We start from the raw sequence: 7,350 nt of genomic DNA, 5'->3' as shown, positions 1-7,350 counted from the left end.
TCCAGAAGCGTGCCTTTTTCCTCGTCCTGTGAGGTGTAGACGAACACATCACCCAGATAGTAATGCTCGGTGTATTTGTAGTGTCCGTAGTCCTCATGGAGCATATAGTCAATGTTGAGTTTCAATATATCTCTGATAATGTGCTGGATATCCAGCGTGGGGAAACGGATACGCACATAGTCGAACAGCAGGAACATGGGAGCGTCGGGATTGAATTTCTCGACAGCTTCCATGAGCTTGTCCTGCATATCGTCCGTGAGCGTTACCTTTCCCGCTTCGATACGGTTCAAATGTTCACGGCTGATACCAGCCATGATTGCAAGCCTTGTCTGGGACACGCCATAAGATAAGCGTTTCTCTTTCAAGGCGGTTATAAAGGTGCTTTCATTCAGCCTGCATACCCCCAATCGTGAAAGTGTGATATTTTCCGCCGATTGTCACAGTCAGCCATGAGTGAGAGAAAACCCTTTTGCCAAGCGGGATTTACAGACTTTTTGACCGTAGTTTCCAGCGGAATTGTGCCCCTCTGTTAGATACCGAGGGGCTTCTTTCGTGGAGCAGGGCAAGCCCTGCTCCACAGGACGGCTTGCACGGTCTGGGTCGCTTCGCTGACCGTTCCAGCCGTCAATGGTTCAGCCTATCCTTGTCATGCCCGTATAAACTACGATACAGTCGGTATCTCTTGAAAGGCATTTTCTGGCTATATCCTTGTCAATCTCATATTCACGGCATACCTGTCTGAAATGCTCCCTGTCCATGACAAGAAACGTATAGCGGAAAAGACAGCCCAGCAGGTTTGCCATAGGTGCGGGAAGCTCCACGGAAAACAGCAACGGCATTTCCAGATAGTCCTCTGCCAAATCTTCCAGCAGTTCCGACATTCTTTTGTGAAAAAGTGTTTCTGGATAGTCGTCGTCCTGTTTATATTCACTGTCTGCCGTAAAAGCCAAATCGGACAGGAATTTTCCATAGCCCAATCCGATACAGGTGAGTACACTGTCGGTACATTCTGGTTCATAATGGATTTCCAAATATCCCATAATCATTCAATCTCCTTTTGTTTCTCTGGTACGGCTTGCCTTGCCAGTGCAAGAGAGCCGATAGTCTGTAAAAAGTCATGCCCCTTTGGTACAAGGGGAGTGTAAAACTCCGATATGACGCTCGTACCCACGTCACAATAGCCACGCCCTTTGATACGCTTCTGGAAGAACTGCTTTTTTACGTCGCTTCCAAAGAGCATACCGTAGCCAAGCTCGCTGATACGTCCCAAGCCCACACGGAAGTTGAAGTTATCTCTGATACCGTCGCTGAAATACTTTGCGTCGGGACGCTGGCAGGCGACAACGAGGAAATAGCCTGCCTGTCTGCCAAGCATGACGATTTTCTTTAGCTGGCTAAGTAGGCTCATGCTTTCCTTTGTCCCCAGCATTTCCAAGAACGCCACATACTCGTCAAAGATAAGGAAGCAGGGTGGTAAGCCCAGATAGGCATAGTTCTCGCCCGTCTTGTAGTCTGGGTGAAGCTTCATTTCTTCGCTTCTTGCCACCATGCCCTCATAGAACGCATTGACACATTCAATCATATCTTCTTTGGTGTGGTACACGTTATCCATGACCGTACCCAAGTCCGCAAGGTCAGCGTTCTTAGGGTCTAAGATGTAAAGCTGGGCGTTGGTCTGCAAGAGGGCTTCAATGATTGTCAGCAGAAAGTAAGTCTTTCCACCGCCAGTCCCGCCACAGATAAGGGCGTGAGGGAGTGCGTCGTATTCCCATGTAAGGTTCTTCATCAGACGCAAGCCCCCGTTTTCAGCCTTTACTTCGTCAATCGTGATACGGTTCGCTATCATGTCATAAAGCAGGGTGTACTCGATATAGCCGTCATGGAGCGTCTTGTCAGTCAGCTCGCAGTAAAGCCCGCTTTCCAGCTTATCTTCCAGTCTAAGGAGCTGGTCTTGATACTTCCCCAAAGAGATTTCACAGCGGATATGGAGCAAGCCCGTGTCCATTTGATAATAGATTTTAGGAAACCAGACGATTTTTTCCCTTGATCTGCTCTGCAGGTCAGTGAAAAAACCTCTGTCCTGTACGGTCTGTGCTTCATACCACTTATTGTCCAGTATCATGCGGGAGAGCTTTTGACGGTGCAATAGCTTCTTGAAGCTGTCATGGAAGAAGTGGTAATAAAGAAAAGCGACCAATGCACAAACACCAGTCGCTATCCCTATGGTTATGAAGTTGTATGTAGAAAGCGTCACGCCATTATCAAGTAAGCTGAAATGCTCCCAATCAGTACGCATGAGCTGTCCCATGTTCAGTAGCAGGAGAACAGCCACGAACAGGAGCAGGAGCGTACCCGCACAGAAGCGGTACACAAGGTTCTTGTCGCTGGCTCTGATACGCTTTCCCTTGTATTTGTAAAATGCCATTGATACTCCTTTCATCAGTAACAGCCGATATAGGTAAATATCCTGCTGGCTGGATTTTTCCAGTCTATCGTTTCAATCGAAAACTGGAATGTGTACCAGCATTTGTCCCTGCTGATATAATCGTGCATGGAGATAATCAGACTGCCGTCCATTTGACAGCCACTATCCTCGATTGCCTGCGTCAGCATAGTTTGAGCCAGCCAGCGGTATTCTGGAAGAGAGACTTCTCGGAACTCCCTTTCATAATCTTCATAGCCTGCTACGTTCTCCATAGGCTACTTCTGATTTTTCTGCTGTCCCTGCGGAGCGTGGTTCTGTGGATTTCCTGCGGGTTGACCGCCTTTATTTTTCAGCACAATGTCGTCTGCCTTGATGTACCATTCCACATCTGCCCCTCGGTAGTTGGCGTTTGCTACCGTATCGGCAACAGGATTGATAAGCTCCACCTCGGCATTGTATGGATAATCTTTGACAGGGATTTCCGCTGGGATAGATACCTGTATCGTGCGTTCCTGCTGACTGCATTTCAAATCATAGGTTCTACGCTTGATTTCCTCGCTGGTCGTCCCGTCCTCATTCTCCACACGCACTTCATGTCTTAATGCCGAGAATTTCAGCACTCCAAACGTCTTTTCCTTATCTAACACAATTCCATTCGCTAATCTCATAATCTGATACCCCCCTTTACTTGCTTTCCTCGGCTGGAAGCATATCATCAGCCGTTAAGATATAGTTGGTGTAGCCACGACCTCGCACGTTCTTTCCCTCGGCGGTAATCTTAGGATTGACGAGCTTGACTTTCTGCTCATACTTGAAACGCTTCTCCCCAGCCTTTGCGGGAAGCACCACGATAATATCGTCGGCTCTCTGAATGTCGGAATACAGGTTGTAGCTTCTCGTCACGGGAACAAAGCGACCATTGATACGCTGTTGCTCCACGTCATTTTCTCCTGCAAACTCTAAGTTACCAAAAGTCTGTGCCATGTCAGGCACGATATATTTCAATTTCATGTGTTCATACCTCATTTCTTTCTGTGATTGATATGTGGGGAGCTACACTCCCCACGCCCCTAGTGGACTGTTCTTTTCCGTCAATCCGCAAGCAGATTAACAGAAAAGGAACAGTTTAAATTTTCATTTTCTGTTATAAGTACATACGGCGGGGAACGTGATTTCTTCATCATCATAAACAGACCGTCCGATTATGAACGTCTACGCTTGATGAAGTATGTTCCTGCCACGCCTGCACCAGAGAGAACAAGAAGTCCTAAGAATAAGGCAATGTTTGTGTTATCGCCTGTCTTTGGAGCGTCTGTTGTCTTGCTCGGTGTATCTGGTGTGGTCGGCTGTTCCGGCTCTGTTGGTTCTTCCGGCATTTCTGGTACTTCTGTGATTGTCACCGTCTGCCCGTCGTCCTCAATGTCCTTATGCTCTGTAACCTTAGTCGGCTCGTCTGGATTGCTCAAATCGTATAATTCCTCAAAGGTCACAAGCTCTTTCCCGCCAAGCTCGGAAGCGTCGAATGTAAAGGCAATCTGTACTTCCATGCTTTCGCTGTCGGCAGTAAAGGTATAGTCATTTTCAACACGTTCACCATTGATGATAAGCTCGGCGTTTTCGTCCTTAATCATCTGCCAGCCTTTGAGCTGATACTTAGTGCCGATTTCCAAACCGTCAAGGGTAACGGTATCAATGATTGTCACGTCTTTTCCAGCTTCAATCTCTTTCTTTCCGTCCTCGCTGGTCGCTGTGGTATGGATAGAGATGATACGCTCCGTGATAAGCACCGTCTGTCCCTCGTCGTCAATGTCCTTGTGTTCAGCAACCTTTACAGGCTCGTCCTCATTGGAAAGGTCGTAAAGTTCCTCAAAGGTAACAAGGTTCTGACCACCAAGAGAAGAAGCGTTGAACGTGTATTCTATTTCAATCTTCATTTCCTCACTGTCGGCTGTGAATGTGTAATCACTTTCCACACGCTGTCCGTCGATAAGAAGCTCGGCGTTTTCCTCTTTCGACATCTGCCAGCCTTTCAACTGATATTTTGTGCCTTTTTCTAGCCCGTCAAGCGTAACCGTGTCAACGATTGTTACCTCTTTGCCAGCTACGATAGACTTCTCGCCGTCCTTGCCTGTGGCTGTGGTATGGATAGAGATTTCTTTCTCGTATTCATCAGTAAGTGTTCCTAAGTCAATGGTCACATTGTTTCTGGACACCACGATTTCAAACGGTGGGATAAGCTCAAAGCCTTTGTTGCTCTCACAGCGTAATTCCTCAATGATATAGGTATCGTAAATCAAAGCACCTTTGCTGTCGTCTGGCTCGCTTGTTCCAAACCAGATACCGTCCTCGCTGGTCTTTCCTGCGTTAGTGTTGTTCTTGTGGGAAGCCCAGTCGGAAGAAGTGGAGAACTGCCCGTTATCATCAGTCACGATAATATGGCTCTCACCTGTGGTCTTGCTTGTGATCCTAAACGGAACTCCCGCAAGACGCTGGTGTGTGCCAGCACCAATCTTGACACCCTCTAGGTCGCCACGCTTGACTTGATTGTAGATTGATGTGTCTGTACCTGTAAGGTCAACGATTTTCCCGTCCTCTGTGATTTCAAATTCAATCGGTTCTGCACCGTCTGTCAGATAGCCCTCTGGAGCTTTGCTTTCCTCAACACGGTATTTTCCGTAAGGTAACAGGTCGGCAGAAGTAGAAGCCACGCCCTCAATGTCGGTAAGGATTGTCTTTACCACTTCATTCTTGCTGTAAAGTTTCCCCTCGACAAGTACGGCATTGTCATTAAGGGAGATGATTTCAAATTCAGTGTCTTTCAAAGTCGCACTTCCTTGACCTTTGGTATCGCTGGTTTCCAAATCTCTTTTCTGGATTTTTACACCGCCACGGATAACCTTGTCTGATACATGGTACTGATTGCTTCCAGACAGTACGGCAATGTCGCCGTCCTCGGTAATCTGTGTAAGGTACATTCCTTTAATCTGTTCCTCGCTTCCGTCAGCCTGCATATATGCACCGTTAAGAAGATAGCCGTTAGGAGCTTTCGTTTCCTCAACAGTCAGCGTTCCTAAAGGAAGCACGTTCTTTCCGTCCTGTGTATAGAAGCTGTCCCCAGATACCTTGTATTCATCAGAAAGGCGGGAAACATAATGGATAGTGCCATCGCTGTCCTTTTCAGCGATTGTCTTTGTTACCCATGTTTTTGTCGGCTCGCTAGGAAGATTGTCAGCAGTATAGTGTCCCGCATAGAATTTCCATGTGAACTCCGCACCCTCTAAAGAAGCGTCGCCCTGTGGAGCGTCTTTCTGTGTTTCCATATCAATCTTGAAAAGCTCAATAAGGGTATCTGTGACCTTTGGCGTATCTGATACATTGAGTGTCGCTGTCTTGCCAGCTTCCACATTTAAGGAATAGACAGTGCTGTCTACCTTATAACCAGCAGGAGCAGAAAGCTCTTTGATGTAGACTGTGCCAGCCTTTACTTCCACGGTATCAGTATTTCCGCTGTTATCAGTCGTAAGGGTGGCAAGCTGTTTCGTACAGTCCTTATCAGAATAGACACCATATGTCGCACCAGCGATAGAGTAAAGTCCGTTTCCGTCGGTAATGCTGGCATTACTGGAAGTCTTTTTAAGGGTGGCATTTCCTACGGCAAGTTTCGCCCAGAACTGTCCAATGTCCTGTCCCTCGCCAGAGTAGATATAACCGCCACATTCATAGCGTCCCTTGTTCTCGCTGGCAAAGGCTTTCGCCCCAGCGTAAACCTCGTCCTGTACGGCTTTTGAGATTTCATCATAGGAAGCTCTGACGTTATCGCATTGCCAGCCAAGATGAACGCTCAATCTCTGCCATACGACGCACTGTTCAAGAAGATAGACCTGTTTATAATTCAACTCGCTGTGGCTCTGTGCGTACTGCTTGACGTATTCCAGAGAGAGGGCAACGTCGGAAATCTGGTCAGCACTCATGCGTGTGCTTGCGTCGGCTCTGGTCTTGTAGCCGTTCTTGAAGTTGGTGTTGATGTCCACGCAGTAGGCAGTTTCGCCCTCAACTTTCATAATGCCCTCATTAAAGGTCGAACCGATAGAACCGTCATTCATAACCTTTTCGATATAGCCTGCTCGCTCCGCACTTTCTGTCCAGTATTGCGTTTCAGAAGCGTGGACTGCCGTTGTCGGCAAAGCGGTAACGATAGTCGCAAAGGCAAGGAAGCCTGTGGCTAATCGCTTCAATATCTTTTTCATAGCTTTTAAAATTCTCCTTTCGTTTGGATATAGAAAAAGCCGTCCATTTCTGAACGGCTGGAAATAGAAAAGGAACGTCAATATCGGCGTTCCATAATCTACTTGCGATATTCAATTTTTGTTTTTCAATACTGATGTGCTGTACCATATCTTTGCAAATCTGGGATTTCTAACGTATCAAGGCTCATTCAATGGTAGTAAAATCGTAGTAATTTGAAGTATTTCAATCCTTGAATGTGCTGATAAGTACAGTGTTTTAGCAGACAATCAGATTTTTAGTTGTTTTTTTCTATAAAAACTTACTAAATTTCTGATTATCTTTTCATAAGCTGGTAAATGTCGGTATAGCCTGTATTTTAGGGCTTTATCGGCATTTTCCTTTGGGAAGATACTCTGCATAAACTGTCTTTTGAAATGAAAAAAGCACTGAAAAACCAGAGAACTATCTAATTGAATATTTTCAGATAGCAGTCTTTGTTTCCAATGCATCGAATACTGTTTCTTTATGTAGGAAATATCGGATTCATCTATATTTGGATTTTCAATCATAAGCTGATTTAAATCCTGCATAGAATTTGAGCGAATAATGGATAGAGTGTCATGAAATAGAATTTGACTATAAGGAATAATGACAGATAGTAAAAATGCATGTGTATGATGACAATGCTTACATTTGAA

The 7,350-nt window shown here is 46.0% G+C and carries 8 protein-coding genes; all 8 read right to left on the bottom strand.

Annotation, left to right across the window (positions count from 1 at the left end; translation table 11 throughout):
- A partial coding sequence (locus B5E75_RS13680; RefSeq protein WP_206413996.1) for a helix-turn-helix domain-containing protein occupies positions 1-392 on the bottom strand: 392 nt, incomplete at its 3' end.
- A 240-nt stretch (positions 393-632) separates the two neighbouring features.
- A complete protein-coding gene (locus B5E75_RS13675; RefSeq protein ID WP_204209677.1) occupies positions 633-1,040 on the bottom strand; it encodes a hypothetical protein in 408 nt (135 codons plus the stop codon).
- Positions 1,041-1,042: 2 nt separating this feature from the next.
- Positions 1,043-2,425 (bottom strand): FtsK/SpoIIIE domain-containing protein, encoded by a 1,383-nt coding sequence (locus tag B5E75_RS13670; protein ID WP_087360373.1) that lies wholly within the window; start codon positions 2,423-2,425, stop codon positions 1,043-1,045.
- Positions 2,426-2,439: 14 nt separating this feature from the next.
- Positions 2,440-2,697, bottom strand: coding sequence for a hypothetical protein (locus tag B5E75_RS14465; RefSeq protein WP_143746619.1), 258 nt, complete (start codon positions 2,695-2,697; stop codon positions 2,440-2,442).
- A 3-nt stretch (positions 2,698-2,700) separates the two neighbouring features.
- Positions 2,701-3,093, bottom strand: a complete 393-nt coding sequence (locus B5E75_RS13665) for a YdcP family protein (RefSeq protein ID WP_087360371.1) — start codon at positions 3,091-3,093, stop codon at positions 2,701-2,703.
- A 16-nt stretch (positions 3,094-3,109) separates the two neighbouring features.
- On the bottom strand, positions 3,110-3,436 hold the full coding sequence (locus B5E75_RS13660) for a YdcP family protein (protein WP_087360368.1): 327 nt from the start codon (positions 3,434-3,436) through the stop codon (positions 3,110-3,112).
- A gap of 191 nt (positions 3,437-3,627) precedes the next feature.
- On the bottom strand, positions 3,628-6,672 hold the full coding sequence (locus B5E75_RS13655; protein WP_087360366.1) for an SrtB-anchored collagen-binding adhesin: 3,045 nt from the start codon (positions 6,670-6,672) through the stop codon (positions 3,628-3,630).
- 267 nt (positions 6,673-6,939) lie between these two features.
- A partial coding sequence (locus tag B5E75_RS14770; protein WP_087360363.1) for a hypothetical protein occupies positions 6,940-7,350 on the bottom strand: 411 nt, incomplete at its 5' end.

This window comes from Massiliimicrobium timonense (assembly GCF_002160865.1).
In the GTDB taxonomy this organism is placed as follows: domain Bacteria; phylum Bacillota_I; class Bacilli_A; order Erysipelotrichales; family Coprobacillaceae; genus Allocoprobacillus.
The sequence above is the reverse complement of the archived record's forward strand: the minus strand, read 5'-3'. Positions and strand labels throughout refer to the sequence as shown.